This is a genomic window from Legionella sp. 227, from assembly GCF_043161935.1.
GTDB classification, from domain to species: Bacteria; Pseudomonadota; Gammaproteobacteria; order Legionellales; family Legionellaceae; genus Legionella; species Legionella sheltonii.
In genome coordinates this window covers 2030077-2044210 of the sequence record NZ_CP171154.1, presented here as the reverse complement: position 1 = coordinate 2044210, position 14134 = coordinate 2030077, and the positions used below count along the sequence as shown (strand labels likewise).

The window sequence follows — 14134 nt, the reverse complement described above, 5'->3', positions numbered from 1 at the left end:
AAATTTCCGTCTCAATTTAATGATGAACTCAAAAATTATTGCTTTTTGCACCCTCTCCAATTTTTATACTGGATTGAATGGGTAAATTATTTAAGGTCTTATACAGTCGATTAAAGGGTACATCCGATACCTTGACCCAACCCGAATATGGAAAACTTAGAACGGTGATAGCAGTCATGTAAATGGCGAGAAAAATGCATAAAATATACAGAAAAGGATGCCCCTGCAAACTCGACTCCAAAGAATAGATACCAATTATAAAAAAAGCACCTAAAAAAATAATAATATACCAGGCAATAGGAATTGCTGGATTGAGCATATTCAAACGAAAATCACGAGACTGAGTCGCCTGATTCCATGCAGAAACTGCACTTTGGTAAAAATTAGCAACAGAAGCTTTAGGTTGATAGTGCAACAAAATACGATACAAGTTGTCCCCTATTCCTTGCGTTGTTTTTCCTTCCTCCCCTAATGACATAGCGACTAGATCATCATTTACAATAGATGAAATATATAAGCTTAAGTTTGTTATGACTTTTTGTTGAATCTCTGGAGGAAAAGCTTTAGCGCTTTGGGCAGTAATATATAATTGGGAAGCTTCTGTATTAACAAGTTCATACGTTTTTTGATAATTAGTCCATAAAATATAAATAACAAAACCTAAAAAAATACTATAAAAAGCACCGATACTGCCGACAATATCCATTGCTGTGTCTTCCGCGTTCTTAGTGAGCTTACGTTTAAAATGAAATACTACTTTGCTAAGCAAAAGAAAAATAATGAGATAAAAAAGAAATATGAATGTGGGAAAACAATGATTCATCAGACTGTGCATCACTTAAGAACTCCTGTAAATAAATTATGCCTGACATCAAAATGATGGATTAACTAATCCTTATTCTACCTATTGGTAATTAAATCCCATTGCATAAAGCTCTCGTCATTCTAAGACGTTTTACCACCAAGATTCTCCCGATATGGACATCACATTTCATCATGAGTGCACATTCCACAAGTTGAAGAGCCGTCATCACATTCGGGATGGCGTATCACCGTTAAGGTATCACCTAAAGATAAAAATTAATCCTCTGTTTTTTAATTCTAGCTATAAAACAGAGGAATCGCTTTTTTTTCTATAAATTTTATGATTTATCAGTCAATATAACTTGATGGTTCATGCCACAGAAAAGTCTGCACCAGAAAAACAATCAGTCTGCTTTCTGAAGCGCAAAATTTGCGGTGATATTAATGGTACCTATCCCATAATTCTTGCTATTTGAGTTCGTTGTAGTGACCAAAGTATTTGCATTATTCTTATTAAAATTGACTGTAGAAAGATATCGGAAATCAAGACCAAGGGTAGTAAAGTCGTCAAGATAATAATTGAATCCAACGATCCCTTGTATTGCGAAGCCGTTGTTTGAGGTATCCACAGTTTGCGAGACAATCGGTGAACAAGTACCTAAAGAAATACATTGGTTATTACTGTGGAATAAAGCATGGTTTTTAATAATAGCCCCCCCCAAACCTAATCCCAGATAGGGAACAAAGTTGACGTTAGGATCGCTGGACAAAAAATCATAAAAGGTATTGAAAAGTCCATAAATACCTGCGGTGTAACCATTAAAGCCTAGACCGGTTTCTTCAACAAAAGCAGAGCAGCTCCCATTAGGACCCAAAACATCGGGACTGATAAGGGTACAAGAGCCTGTACTGAATGAACCGTAATTGTTTAGATTAAAAAGAAACTCACCCTCTAATCGAAAATTTTTTATTTTATAGCCTAAAGAAGCACCGCCTCCACCACCGATGACACTTAACTTAACTGAACCATTGTAAGTATTTCCATCAGGAAGTGTCACACTAAGATTAGTATTGGGCGCATAGCTTAGTTGCCCCAGTAATCCCAAATAAACTCCTTGAACAGGATCTGCACAAAAAGCATTGCTCGTTGCCGCCAAACCCAATATAAATCCAAATTTAATCATCTGTCTCATTCTATATCCTATATTTATCCGAAGGACAAAGTGCAATAATTTTTGCATTGTAAAAGGCTATATGAAAACATACTGCCTATGCAAATTTTTTAATGTAAGAAATTAGTCTGAACCTCGAAAATTCGTCTTTGGGCGGAAAATTTATCTTTAAATAGATTAAGCCCTTCTTCACGCATTTTTTGTGCAAATTCAGCAAAATATACATTTAGAAAATCTCTATTTTCTAATTGATATTGGACTGTTAATTGTTCCTGCTCCACAGTTTCCTCATGTTCGGGTTTCAAAACACTTGCTTGAATGAATCCAGGAATCTGCAGCATCTCTTTGACATGCTTTTTTAGCCATATTTGAAATTGAGGATAAATATCACCATCAATGGCCAAATTTACTTCATAAATAACCATATTCTTTCCTAAACCAGGTTAAAGCTAAAGCAGCATAACTACTTAAAAACAACTAATAAACAAGTATGAAGGTTACAATTAAATGAGATGTTAATCCAGCAGATAAACCAGGAAGGCAATAAATTTTTTCTTTACTTATGAAACAGCTAAGGTCTCAAGATCTATTAATTTTTATTCCTCTCCCAAAGGGCATCCGAGGAGGTAGGCTTATTGAGATACTGCTATAAATCAAATGTCTTCAATTACCTCACAGGTTAAAGTAAGTTTTAATCGCTCAGGAGTTGAGTTTATTTTATTTTCAGGGAAGATAATGCGAAATCCAGGTTCCAAAATCTGCCCTCGAGGATTTAATGAGATTTCAGAGGCACGAATCTCCGCTCGTCTTTGTGCCAATAAGCGATACACCATTAATACGTTTTTGCTATTTTGCAGTTTTAACTGGCATTGTTGTAGATATTTCTTTGCTTTTTGCTCATAAAAAGCGGGATCTTGCTGTTGAGACATGAGGTTTTTAAGTAATTTTTTAGCCGCCCAGTCGGACGATTGATTGAGGTTTTCCTTGAATACCGCAAGCCAGTTCGGTGTAGCTGCATTAGGAAGTAAACGCAAAAGCCTACAACGAGCTGAGGAAAATATTGGATTGGTCATATCTACGTCTAAAACATCCATCATAAACTTCGAATCAATGATCCCATTTTTTAGGAGATTATCTATTGCTAACTGATCGGATTTAGCCTTAACTGGAGTAAGCCAGGCGTGATCTGCATCGCTCAAATCAGTTTCTGGAAAATGACTGCCTATCTCGTTTAATGCGTTTTGATATAAAGTTCGTGAAATCTTAATAGTTTGCTTTCCTTTAACTTGCAAAAATCTTGGGTCAAGAAAAAACTCTATAGGAATATTTATTGTGGTATGTTGTTTATCATTGGGATAACTATCGGACATTAAATTTAATTCAACAGGACAAAATAAAGGACGGAGTTGTTCTTGTAATGAAAGCAATCTTTTACTTTGATTCAATTTTTGCAGTCCTATTAAAACATTTTTAGCTAATTGCTCAGGAGGAACCAATGTTTCTAAAATCTCTTGTAATGAGGCATCAGGATGGTGTCCACCAAAATCCAGTTGTCTAACAGGCTCCCACCAATCATTATGAGGCTGATCCAGTTCTTTCATAATCGGTCCGCCAGCACCATGACAACCTGAACAACGAAGTCGATTACCAAATTGTGGGTGCTTTGGATCGGGCTGGCGATGGAGTAATTCATTATCGGCAAAAATATCAGACGAATCTCCTCGATAGAACCATTGCCCTTGGGAGCCATCACCGCGTAATTCATAGAAATTAAATACTTCTTTCTTTGAATCCCAAGCAAACGCTTCAATCATCAGTGAATCTTTCTCTGGATTCTGATCCGCTATTAAATCTCCCACTGGTCCTATTGCTGTAAAATGCCCGAAGAAAAAATCGCCCTCTTGAATCGGCCAATGAGCATCATTGACTTTTAACTCCCCCAAAGCCATTTCAAATAAACTAAAACTTCCCAGAGTTGGATTATGAAATCCACGATTAGCAACCAATGTAGTTTTCAAGGTTAACCCTGAGTTTTTGAGCAGTTGGCGCAATACAAAAACATTTTGGGGACATGGTGCATCCGATAAAAGTAAACGTCCTAAAACATCTTCCATTGGTCCAATAGTTTGGCCTGATGAATCAGTGATGGAACAAGCTGCACCTATATTCTGAGAAAAAATTATGGTTAAAATGTTGAGAATCGCCAAACAATAAAATTTTCCTTTTTTCACCATAACTTCCTCTTTTTCTATTTCCCCAAATACCCGAATACACTGCAAAAGGTTTTCACTCAAAAAGGAGGCAATTTTTTTTCATCCATTTGGGTGAGCGGGTGTCAGTTACAAAAATCAATGAGCCTTTAGGGGTAAAATGGTAAAGATCCATAGTTCGAATATGTGGTCTTTGATTCATTACCGTTGTCACTTGGGCAAATAGTTTATTTTTAGGAAAAGAAAACCATAGCAGTAAATAATCTTCTAGGGTATTCACCAGATCCAAGGTATCGAGCAACATCATATTCCCTTTGAATAGAAGCTTTGTTGAAAAAATCCTATCTACCCAACTATTTTTTCAATAAACACACAACAGAAATAAAAACATCATAAAAGCAAATATTCCTGGAAGTCAAAAGATTAACTTAACTCACTGAAAGACAATCAATAAATCATAACGACCAAAATAAATGCACTTTTTTCAAAAACTACTATACTTTTAAAACTTGGATGAACAGGAATTGAGTGATATGGATGCCATTCAATTAGCACTGGATGTGCCTTTACAAAGAACGATTCAAAACTCGCATAGATTTTTTAAACGCCTTCAATTAACAGAAGCGGCTTATCCCTTATTAGTATCTTATCTAGAGTGGCTCAGAAAAATAAATGCAGCACCTAACCCATTTGATGTAATGCATCAAAATGAGCAAAAAAAACAAGAATTCAAATTTTTATTTAAACATAACCTATTGTTTTTTCTAACAGTTACCCGACAATTTAATGTCATTAATAAATTATTCATAACTCCGTCATTCACTTCCAGATTACGACATCTGTTTGCTTTAATTAGAAAAGCACATTTTAAAGCCAGACAAAGAAAGAGAAAACGTTGGCTATTTTTAAAATTCAGGGAAAAAACATTAGGTCATAATTTGGCAAGAACAATGCCTGCCTATCATGTTCTCCAAAATCGCTGTGACAAAAAAAATCCTTATTCTTTATTTGGTGCACAAAACTCTAGGAAAATGAAAAAAAACGGCCCTAGCTATCCCGTTAATATTGATTATTTAAGAAACATTTTAAAGCAGATCCAAAGCAGCGCCAATATGAAGTCACTCATTAACAAAATCTTACTTCGTGAAATCACAGGGATTCATCAGCATGCATTAAAAGATAAAGCACCCCATCATACCAAGCTTAATCCTAAGGACGATCTAGAACCAAGATCCGCTGGATTTCTAACTGAATTGTTGGAGCAAGCTCATGCAGATGTTTTAGACCATTCTGTTTTTAATCCATATAGCCATTCATTTTTTGAATTAGCAGAAATCGACACGGAAGAGCGTGCTGCTTCGAAAGAAATTCAAAGTGAACTAGAAGAACTAAATCCTGGGCATCATGAATTACAGAACGAATGGCATTCAGAAATAACCGATGATGCATTAGCAGGGGATATAGACACTACTTTAGATTTATTAAAGAGTTCAGAACACTCTATAGACGGAAAAAGAAGCTTCTTTAATAACCCACGACTCACCTTCTTTTCAGCCTTAGCTCAAAATAATAAGCACATGGCTAGCGACATTGTATCGAATCAGACCATGGAACTTAGGATGGGTAATTAAAGGGCTGGTATTCTTGATTTTTGCCGCAGCCAAAGCTGCAGCTCATGGCAACTGTTTTATTCAGTATTCACACATCGCGTCGAATACACTCAATACCACCTAAATAAGGTCTTAAAGCCATTGGAATATGGATATTTCCTTCTTTATCTTGATAATTTTCCATCAATGCAACCAATGTTCTGCCTACTGCAAGACCTGAGCCATTCAGTGTATGGACTAATTCGATTTCCCGTGTTTGCCCCTGTCTGTAGCGTGCTTTCATTCGTCTTGCCTGGAAAGATTCCATATTCGAGCAGGATGAAATTTCTCGGTACGTGTTTTGACTGGGTAACCAAACTTCTAAGTCATAAGTCTTTGCTGAACTAGGTCCCATATCCCCCGTACACAGAGTGATCACTCGATAAGGCAACTCCAAACGCTGTAAAATGGTTTCCGCATGGTTTACTAATTGTTCTAAAGCAGCATATGAGTCTTCAGGTTTAGTAATCCAAACTAACTCAACCTTTTCAAATTGATGTTGTCGGATCATCCCTTTGGTATCTTTACCGTAAGAACCCGCTTCACTACGAAAACAAGGCGAATGACAGGCATAACGAATAGGCAAAACCTGTTCCTCTAAAAGCACATCACGAACTGTATTGGTTACCGGAATTTCTGCAGTAGGGATCAAATAATACCCATGCTCTCCAGTTAACTTAAACAAGTCCTCTTCAAATTTTGGTAATTGCCCTGTGCCCATTAGACTGTCTGCATTGACAATATAAGGCACATAAATTTCTTGATAACCATGTTGTTGCGTATGTATGTCCAACATAAATTGAATTAAAGCACGATGTAATCGAGCCAGTTGATTTTTCATAACTACAAAACGACTGCCAGTCAGTTTAGCAGCCAAAGCAAAATCCATTTGGTTTAAGTTCTCACCCAATTCATCATGAGACTTAACGGGGAAATCAAAAGTAGGCACTTTACCCCAGCGTCTAATTTCTAGATTGTGCTGTTCATCTTCACCAACAGGAACCGATTCATGAGGAATATTGGGTAATCTTAGAGCAATTGCCTCAATTTGCTGGAGCAAATCATCCAGTTCGTCCTTCTTCTCTTCTAATTCCTTAGCAAGACGGCCCATTTCCTCGCGCATTGGCTCAATGTCTTCACCGCGAGACTTTGCTTCACCAATCGCTTTAGAACGTAAATTGCGCTCATTTTGCAATGCTTGTGTGGCAACCTGCAGCGCTTTACGCTTTTCTTCTAAAGCAGTAAACGATGAAACATCAAACTTAAATCCCCGCTTTAGCAATTGGGAAGCAACAAATTGCGGATCATCCCGCAATAATTGAATGTCTAGCATAGGATATCACTCTAATCAATTTATCGAACAATTCCACGTGTGGATTGATTTAATGCATCAATCATTAAAACAACTTCAGGGCATTCATTTTGCATTAATTCTAATTCAGCAACAGCCTGTTGTACCGTTAATCCTTTGCGGAAAATTATTTTATAGGCACGTCGTAAACCATCAATTGCTTCAGATGAAAATCCTCGTCGACGCAATCCAACGGTATTAATGCCACAAGCAGAAGTTGTATCCCCTGAAATCATGAGATAGGGAAGTACGTCTTTAGCTACATAAGAAGCTCTAGCAATAAACGCATAGGCACCTACATGACAAAACTGATGGACTGCGGCATATCCGCCTATATTTGCATAATCACCGACAGTGACATGCCCTGATAACGCAGCGTAGCTAACCAGTATAATTTGATTACCAATGATGCAATCATGCCCCACATGCGAATAAGCCATAAAAAAGTTATTATTGCCTATGCGGGTAACTCCTCCCCCTTTAACGGTTCCACGACTAATCATACAGTATTCGCGAATGATATTATCGTCACCAATTTCTAGACGAGTGGGTTCACCTTTATATGTAATATCTTGGGGATCATCACCTACTGAAGCAAACTGGAAAATTTTATTATTTTTCCCAATGGTGGTCGGGCCCTCAATGAGTGCATAAGGACCAATCCAGGTATTCTCACCTATTTCTACATCAGCGCCGATTACGGCACCAGGACCTACTGAAACCCCTTTTGCAAGCTTTGCAGAAGGGTGAATTATTGCTCGTTCATCTATCACTTTTGAATTTCCTTTGCAGCACTTAATAAATCCGCGGAACAGGCCAGTTTATCACCCACATAGGCTTCGCCATGCACACGCCAAAATTCTCTTTTTCTTGCTAATATCTTTACTTCCAAGCGCAACTGATCTCCAGGAGTAACCACATGTTTAAATTTTGCATTATCGATACCTGCAAAAAAATGCAAAATACCATAATTTTCTTCAGGTGTTTGAGACAATCCTGCTAAAAGTCCACTCGCTTGTGCTAACGCCTCCAGCATTAATACACCTGGCATAATTGGATTTTCCGGGAAATGGCCAGAAAAGAAATTCTCATTCATAGTGACATTTTTTATAGCAGTCAAACAGTCATATGGTGTAAAATCGAGCACCCTGTCTACCAAGAGCATGGGGTACCGGTGCGGCAATATATTAAAAATCTGTTTTATATCTACAGGTTCACTCATACGCAATCTCGCTTTAATAAGTACGCTTAGTATGGCCCAAAAGGGAGTCCAAAGGAAAAACATTATCCTGATTTAGAAGGTTCAAATCAATTGTTAATGCTAAAAACTTATTCTTCTTATTCAATACTACTCAATTTTTTCTCTAAGATGCCAAGCTTTACCATATAATCATCCAATCGTCGAAATCGTGCCGCATTACGACGCCAGCGATGATGTTCATGTACTAGAGTACCGGATGAATAAATTCCAGGTTTGGCAAGCGATTTGCTGACTGTAGACATTCCGGTAATCACTATGTCATCCGCCAAGTGTACATGAGCGGCAATACAACTCGCACCACCGATGATACAATCTGCTCCTATTTGCGCATATGCACCTATAGCCGCGCACCCTGCAATAATTGTATTCTTACCAACCAACACGTCATGCGCAACCTGAACCAAATTATCAATACAAACCCCTTCTCCCAAATAAGTATCGCTTAATGAGCCACGATCGATAACGGTATTCGAACCTATGTGTACTTGATTTTCGATAACCACAGCCCCTGCATTAAAGCCTTGTTGCCAGTGTCCATGTTGTTTTAAATAATTAAATGGAGAAGCACCAATGACACAGCCAGAATTTATGATTATTTGAGCACCCAGCTGACATCCTGAATGAATCACTACCTCATGTCCAATTTGACTGTTTTTACCAATGCGTACGGAAGATTCAATAACGCTATTCGCTCCGATGCTCACGCCATCAGCCAATTGTGCATTAGCACCAATGACACTATAAGCACCTATTGATACGTCGTGCCCTAATTGAGCAGACTCATGAACCATAGCTGTAGGATCAATACCGGAAACTGCAGGCAGTGGAGCTGATAAAAGCTGGGCAGCATGTATCATTGCTTGTGAAGGATGTGCGACAACAATACAGTTTCCTGGAAATAAATGGCGATGTTCTGATTTGAGCAGCACCGCACCAGCTAATGTGGTACTCAGAAGTGGGAGTAACGCCGAATTATCGTAATAAGCAACATCCTGAGATGTAGCTCGAGCAAGGGAGGCATAACAAAAAATGGCGTGATTGGCATTTCCATGCCACACGCCACCTAAATGATTAGCTAATTCTGCTAACGTCAGCAATTTTACATCGCCGGTTAATTAATTGCTTTTACAACTTTATCAGTTACATCAAGAGTAGTTGCACTGAAAGGAGCTGCATCTTTTTGTACAATAAGATCGTACTTGTCATCTTTAGCAACTTTTGCAATTGCTGCACGAACTTTAGCATACAATGCTTCCATTGCTTCATTATTTGCAGTGCTTAATTCTTGTTGATATTGCTGACCATCACGCTCAAATTGTTGTTGTGCACTCACAATTTTCTTTTCCATTTCTTTCTTTTGAGCCGCACTCAGAATCGCGCTATCACGCTTAAATTTTTCCATGTCCGCTTTAATGCCAGCTTCAACAGCAACAAGCTTATCGCGACGTGGTTTAAACTCTTTCTCTAATTTTTTTTGGATTTCTTTTATTTGACTGGAAGTCTGCATGATTTTTTGCAGATCAACTACACCAATTTTTGCTGCATCAGCAAATGCAGTTGTGCCAAATATGCTAAAAACAAAGGCCACTAAGACCAGACCTAACCGCTTCATAACTAATCTCCCAAATTTAAAGAGCATGATGCTAGCACAATTCGCAATAGGTTGCGATATGTACAGCATGATTTTCGATAATTTTGTAACAAATAATATGCTCAATCTTTTCTCCCAGTTCAGGGAGAAAAGAAAGAAAATTATCAGTTAAAATCCTGAAGATAGAGCAAATTGGAAGAATTGCTTTTGATCGAATGGTTGAGGATTCAATGCCTTAGCCAAGCTAAATGCTAGCGGACCAAATGGAGAGCGCCATTCAAGTGAAAGACCTGCTGAATATCTTATAGGACCTTCATATTTACCAGTCAAAGTAGGTAAGGTATTCACCGCAAATACGTTACCCGCATCCACAAAGGCAGTTGTTCTCACATTATCTCGACTCAAAGGATAAGGCAATATAATTCCCGCCGTTCCGCTGAGTAATAAGTTACCCCCCACAGAATTACGGTAATTATCCAATGGTCCTAAAGAGTAGCTGTCATATCCACGTACCTGGCCTGGTTGTGCTGTACCCCCTGCGTAGTAGTTTTCAAAAAATGGCAATCCTTTATTGTTAAAAGAATTTCCATAACCTGCAAAACCTTGTAAGGAGAAGATCCATCCTCTTGTTATAGGTTGGTACATACGCGCTTGATAAGAGCCTTTAAAGTAAGACAATGAATCTGAAGTTGCAGGTAAGGCGACCACACCCGAAATTTGTTGGTTAATCCCTCTTGTAGGATAAGGAAATTGATCATAGCTGTTCCTACTCCAACCTGTTGATAAACGAATTTCCTGGAAATGGGTTCCATACATCTGCACAAAGTTCTGAATGGGCACTACATAGCCAACACTCTTGATTTCTACATCTTGATATCCATAGCCCAATTGCCATCTACTGGTTTCCCCAAGCGGGATACTATAGTTCACATCACCACCAAAACGGTTGGAGTTGTAAGTACTGACATTAAGGTTTCTCGGGTCAACGCGGGCATAATAAAGATTTAAGCCGCGTCCTATACCTGTATCGGTATAAAAAGGATTATAATAATTTACTGTATAATCCTGTCCCCATTTGCTCGCAGTAAATGCAGCCCCCATAGAGCGTCCAGTACCCATAAAATTATGTTGATTTACTGAGGCATTTAATTGATAACCATTCGTACCATAGCCAATGGAGGCACTTGCTTCTGCTGAAGGCGCTTCTTCTACGTTAACATCCAAATCCACTTGGTTATTTGCTTCTGGCACAGGATTAGTCTTTACGTCTACATTTTTTAAGTAACCTAATAAGCGCAATTGCCGTTCAGATTCTTTAATATTATGCAGCGATAAAAGTCCCCCCTCATCCTGACGAATGACACTTCGCAATACATAATCACTGGTTTTGGTATTGCCATGAAACTTGATGCGACGAACATAAACATGGCGGCCAGGCTGTACAATAAAGGCAATAAATACGGTTTTATTATTCTCGTCTATCTGTGGTTCAGCATTAATTGCTGGGAAACCATAACCTATATCACCTAAAGCCAAACCAATAGCAGAAATTGAATCAGTTACTTTTTTACGTGAAAAAACAGCACCTTTTTTGACTTGAATTAAGGAATTAATTTTCTCCGGAGGCAATATCGGCTTCCCTACTACTTTATAGCCTGAAAAATGATATTGAGGCCCCTCTTCGATATGAACATTGATATAAACGTCTTTTCTATCAGGCGACAGTAATACTTGAGAGGAGATAATTTTAAACTTCAAATAACCTCTATCCAGGTAAAAAGAACGCAATGCTTCTAAAGAGGCATCCATACCTGATTTAGAGTACTGATCTTTTTTAGTAAAATAAGTAAAGATACCCGATTTGGAGAGAGTAAACTCGGGTAATAATTCATTAGTTGTAAAATCGTGATTACCTATTATTTTGATTTGTTTAATCCGGGAAACACGCCCCTCAGAAATAGTAATGGTGATACCAACCCGGTTATCAGTTAAAGGGCTAACTCGAGTTTCGATACGCGCATTATATTTTCCTCTCGCGTTATAGGCTTGTTTCAATTCCTTTTCCAAACGCTCCAAAGTCGATGTTTGGAAAACACGACCTTTCACTAAACCCATTTCTTTAAGGAAGTCTTTCATCTTGTCACTAGGAATTTCTTTATTCCCGACAACACTAATAGAACCTATAGTGGCTCTTTCAACCACATTGACAATCAAAGTGTTACCTTGACGCTCTAATGAAACAGACTGAAAAAAACCGGTATCATAAAGGGTGCGAATAATCTCAGCAGTAGATTCAGGGCCAATCTCTTCTCCAACCTGGACAGGTATATAATTGAGTACTGTTCCAGTGGAAACACGTTGCAAGCCTGTGACTTTAATACCGCGAACAACGAAAGTATCTGCTGCTATTGTTTGTGAAGACCAGGCTATGAGCGAGGAACAACAAACACCTAATATAAACTTACTACTGATTTTTTTCATTATTATTTTACGCCCAGTACTACGTGTACTATTAACTCTCAAATTTGGTACACTGAAAATTGAAACACTTTTTATAGGAAGTAGAAACTACTGTCAAGTTTTTGTTCCCTGACTTTGCCAATACTTTGCGATTAATGGCTTGATTCATCATTCCAAGAAACCCAAAATGCTATTTAACCTATGCCTTTTTCGTCTCAGGAGCAACGATCAAGACGACCTGTAATCTAGCATGACGAAGTTTTTCGAAAATTATCCCGCAAGTCTTGATAAATCATTAGACAACGCGATAAACATCAGGGCTGCCAAGAGCAATAAACCTAAATAGGCTCCTGCTGACTTTAAGCCATCAGATACGGGTTTACGTCGAATTGCTTCCAAAAGATAATACATCAAGTGACCACCATCCAGCATCGGAATAGGTAATAAATTTAATGCACCTAAGCTAATACTGACCAAAGCAAGAAAAAATAGATAGGTTGTTAACCCGCTACGCCCTGAATCACCCGCCCCCTGAGCGATACCCACAGGCCCACTAATACTATTTAATCCCAATTTACCCGTAACTAACCGCCCCATTAAAGTAAATGTAGTGCCAGTTAGTTGCACCGTTTGTCTTAATGCAGTACCTACGGCAGTTAAAGGATCTTCTCTCTCTAAACGTAACCAATGTGCTGGCCATTTTACTTTTTGTGAGCGAACTCCCAAAAACCCTTCAATTTTACCCTTATTTTTCTGACTGCCAGTTTGTACTACAACATTTTGTATACTGCCATTTCTTTTAAGCGATAAAGTTAATTGTTGATTAGGACGAGTTTGTACGTAATCCACTAAAAACAACCAATCATCAAAAGGTTTTCCATCAACGCTTAATATTTTATCGCCATTCTCAAGCCCTGCTTTCGCCGCCGGAGAATTAGGGACTACCTCACCTACTATAGGGGGGATTGAAGGAATAAACGGTTGAATCCCAAGACTTTCAAGCGGATCAGGCTTTTTGCTGTCTAATTGCCAATTGGTCAGAGGCAAAAATACCTGCCGTTCCTTTCCATTAACCAAAGATTTTATTGTTAACTGAATTGTTTCTTGAGAACCAACAAGAGGCATGAGCGCATACTGGAAATCCCGCCAACTGTTTATCTTAGTATGATTCAATGCAATAATTTCTTCCTTTGCATTTAATCCAGCATGTGCCGCGATACTATTGGGTTTCACTGATTCGATCATCGGTGCTAATGATTGCATCCCAATAATCAAAACGAACCATAACGCAACAAAGGCAAAAATAAAATTGAAAAAAGGCCCTGCAAGTACGATTGCGGCTCTTTTCCACAGAGATTGATTATTAAAGGCTAAATGGCGCTCTTTTTCGTCTACATCTCCCTCTGATTCATCAAGCATTTTGACATAGCCGCCCAGAGGAAATAACGACCAGGCATACTCTGTTCCTTTTTTGTCACGCCAACGCGCTAAGATAGGACCAAAACCAAAAGAAAAGCGTAGAACCTTAACGCCACACCAACGCGCCACTTGAAAATGACCATACTCATGTACCGTAACTAACAAGACCAACGCCAAAAGAAAATACAGCAATGTTGAAAGCATAGTTCTATCCTAA

General features: G+C 38.4%; 13 protein-coding genes. 1 reads left to right on the top strand and 12 read right to left on the bottom strand.

Going from position 1 to position 14134, the window contains the following annotated elements; translation table 11 throughout:
- Positions 1-28 precede the first annotated feature (28 nt).
- From ACF8MK_RS08785 to ACF8MK_RS08765, 5 genes are all read right to left on the bottom strand, one after another.
- The gene (locus tag ACF8MK_RS08785) at positions 29-835 is read right to left on the bottom strand and encodes a hypothetical protein (RefSeq protein ID WP_392538944.1); all 807 of its coding nucleotides are present in this window, start codon (positions 833-835) and stop codon (positions 29-31) included.
- A gap of 373 nt (positions 836-1208) precedes the next feature.
- On the bottom strand, positions 1209-1997 hold the full coding sequence (locus ACF8MK_RS08780) for an outer membrane beta-barrel protein (RefSeq protein WP_265703427.1): 789 nt from the start codon (positions 1995-1997) through the stop codon (positions 1209-1211).
- An 89-nt stretch (positions 1998-2086) separates the two neighbouring features.
- Complete coding sequence (locus ACF8MK_RS08775; protein ID WP_392536336.1) at positions 2087-2401, bottom strand: DUF4286 family protein; 315 nt, start codon at positions 2399-2401, stop codon at positions 2087-2089.
- A 228-nt stretch (positions 2402-2629) separates the two neighbouring features.
- Complete coding sequence (locus ACF8MK_RS08770; protein WP_392536335.1) at positions 2630-4210, bottom strand: hypothetical protein; 1581 nt, start codon at positions 4208-4210, stop codon at positions 2630-2632.
- Between the two features lie 52 nt (positions 4211-4262).
- Positions 4263-4493, bottom strand: a complete 231-nt coding sequence (locus tag ACF8MK_RS08765) for a hypothetical protein (protein WP_392536334.1) — start codon at positions 4491-4493, stop codon at positions 4263-4265.
- A gap of 226 nt (positions 4494-4719) precedes the next feature.
- On the opposite strand from ACF8MK_RS08765, the gene ACF8MK_RS08760 reads away from it, so the two are divergent.
- Positions 4720-5817 carry a hypothetical protein gene (locus ACF8MK_RS08760; RefSeq protein WP_392536333.1) on the top strand — a complete coding sequence of 366 codons (1098 nt, stop codon included), beginning with the start codon at positions 4720-4722 and terminating at the stop codon, positions 5815-5817.
- Between the two features lie 67 nt (positions 5818-5884).
- On the opposite strand, the gene serS is transcribed toward ACF8MK_RS08760, so the two are convergent.
- The 7 genes from serS to rseP form a co-directional block, all read right to left on the bottom strand.
- Positions 5885-7168, bottom strand: coding sequence for a serine--tRNA ligase (gene serS, locus ACF8MK_RS08755; RefSeq protein WP_392536332.1), 1284 nt, complete (start codon positions 7166-7168; stop codon positions 5885-5887).
- 20 nt (positions 7169-7188) lie between these two features.
- On the bottom strand, positions 7189-7959 hold the full coding sequence (gene lpxA, locus ACF8MK_RS08750; RefSeq protein ID WP_265703421.1) for an acyl-ACP--UDP-N-acetylglucosamine O-acyltransferase: 771 nt from the start codon (positions 7957-7959) through the stop codon (positions 7189-7191).
- Positions 7956-8408, bottom strand: coding sequence for a 3-hydroxyacyl-ACP dehydratase FabZ (gene fabZ / locus ACF8MK_RS08745; RefSeq protein WP_392536331.1), 453 nt, complete (start codon positions 8406-8408; stop codon positions 7956-7958). The genes lpxA and fabZ overlap by 4 nt, the downstream gene beginning before the upstream one ends.
- A gap of 116 nt (positions 8409-8524) precedes the next feature.
- Entirely contained in the window at positions 8525-9544 is a 1020-nt protein-coding gene (lpxD, locus tag ACF8MK_RS08740) for a UDP-3-O-(3-hydroxymyristoyl)glucosamine N-acyltransferase (RefSeq protein WP_392536330.1), read from the bottom strand.
- A 14-nt stretch (positions 9545-9558) separates the two neighbouring features.
- Positions 9559-10059, bottom strand: coding sequence for an OmpH family outer membrane protein (locus tag ACF8MK_RS08735; RefSeq protein WP_392538943.1), 501 nt, complete (start codon positions 10057-10059; stop codon positions 9559-9561).
- A gap of 147 nt (positions 10060-10206) precedes the next feature.
- Positions 10207-12519 (bottom strand): outer membrane protein assembly factor BamA, encoded by a 2313-nt coding sequence (gene bamA / locus ACF8MK_RS08730; RefSeq protein ID WP_265703417.1) that lies wholly within the window; start codon positions 12517-12519, stop codon positions 10207-10209.
- A 249-nt stretch (positions 12520-12768) separates the two neighbouring features.
- Positions 12769-14121, bottom strand: a complete 1353-nt coding sequence (gene rseP / locus ACF8MK_RS08725) for an RIP metalloprotease RseP (RefSeq protein ID WP_392536329.1) — start codon at positions 14119-14121, stop codon at positions 12769-12771.
- Positions 14122-14134: the final 13 nt, after the last annotated feature.